This is a genomic window from Nocardia sp. NPDC060259 (assembly GCF_042728775.1).
Classification (GTDB): domain Bacteria; phylum Actinomycetota; class Actinomycetes; order Mycobacteriales; family Mycobacteriaceae; genus Nocardia.
In genome coordinates this window covers 1-1,224 of record NZ_JBHXAY010000205.1, presented here as the reverse complement: position 1 = coordinate 1,224, position 1,224 = coordinate 1, and the positions used below count along the sequence as shown (strand labels likewise).

Genomic DNA, 1,224 nt, shown 5'->3' with positions numbered 1-1,224 from the left:
GGCCTTCGGTTTTCGTCGTCTTGCGGTTCAGGACCAGCGGCGGGTGATGCCGCGGGTGCGCCTACCGTTCCAGCAGCCCTGATGCCAGTGCCTGCGGTCGTCCTCGCCGCCCTCGGCGGCCCAGGCGACGATGTGGGCGACGCCAGGGGCGATCTCGTGATCACAGCCGGGGCACCGATACGTCTTGACCGCCCTGGCGCCGGGAACCGTTCGGACGATGTAGGTTTCGTCGCCAGGCCCGTCCTCGGTACGCCCGTACACATCCCCCATGGGCGCCGGTTCGCTACGTCGCCCGGAGCGTGGTTTACGTCGCGGCATGGTTCCCAGCCTAGAAGAGGCGGAAAACGTTGCTCTCCGTGCCACGCAGCTCGTCGTAATCGAGCGTGAGGCAGCGGATCCCTCGGTCCTCGGCGAGCGTGCGCGCCTGCGGCTTGATCTGCTGGGCCGCGAACACGCCGGCGACCGGCGCCAGCAGCGGATCGCGATTGAGCAGTTCCAGGTAGCGGGTGAGCTGTTCGACGCCGTCGATCTCACCGCGCCGCTTGATCTCCACGGCCACCGTCGCGCCGTCGGCGTCGCGGCACAGCAGATCCACGGGGCCGATGGCGGTCATGTACTCGCGCCGGATCAGGGTGTACCCCTCGCCCAGCTTCGTCACGTGTTCGGCCAGCAGCTCCTGCAGATGCGCCTCGACGCCGTCCTTGACCAGACCCGGGTCGACGCCCAGTTCGTGCGAGGAGTCGTGCTCGATGTCCTCGATGGTGATGCGCAGTTCCTCGCCGGCCTTGTTGGTCACCACCCACAGCGCCTTGATGTTGTCCGGCAGCGCCGTCTTGCCCTCACGCAGCGCGGTCACACCGGTGGGCAGCTCCGCGGGGACCAGGGTCGCGATATCGCGCTCCTCGAGCCAGCACGGCGGGCTCATCCAGTTCAGCGGCTTGTACGAGCCGCCATCGGAGTGCACGAGCACCGAGCCGTCGGCCTTGATCAGCAGCAATCGGCGAGCCATCGGAAGGTGGGCGGTCAGTCGGCCGACGTAGTCGACCTGGCAACGAGCAATGACAAGGCGCACTCCGAAACTGTAGGTGACGCACCCGGAAACGCAAAAAGGCCCCCAGCATGATGCTGGGGGCCTTTCGCAATGATGTTCCGGCGGTGTCCTACTCTCCCACACCCTGTCGAGTGCAGTACCATCGGCGCAGGTGGCCTTAGCTTCCGGGTTCG

The 1,224-nt window shown here is 67.0% G+C and carries 2 protein-coding genes; both read right to left on the bottom strand.

The genetic code is table 11. From position 1 onward, the window contains the following. Positions 1–27: 27 nt before the first annotated feature. A complete protein-coding gene (locus ACFWF2_RS33605) occupies positions 28–318 on the bottom strand; it encodes an ATP/GTP-binding protein (protein WP_379311510.1) in 291 nt (96 codons plus the stop codon). Between the two features lie 10 nt (positions 319–328). Further along, the gene (gene nucS, locus ACFWF2_RS33600) at positions 329–1,072 is read right to left on the bottom strand and encodes an endonuclease NucS (protein WP_379311509.1); all 744 of its coding nucleotides are present in this window, start codon (positions 1,070–1,072) and stop codon (positions 329–331) included. Between the last annotated feature and the right edge of the window lie 152 nt (positions 1,073–1,224).

What these genes read in the sequence shown, in the direction of transcription:
- ACFWF2_RS33605 (WP_379311510.1), bottom strand. Translation starts at nt 318, where the DNA reads ATGCCGCGACGTAAACCACGCTCCGGGCGACGTAGCGAACCGGCGCCC.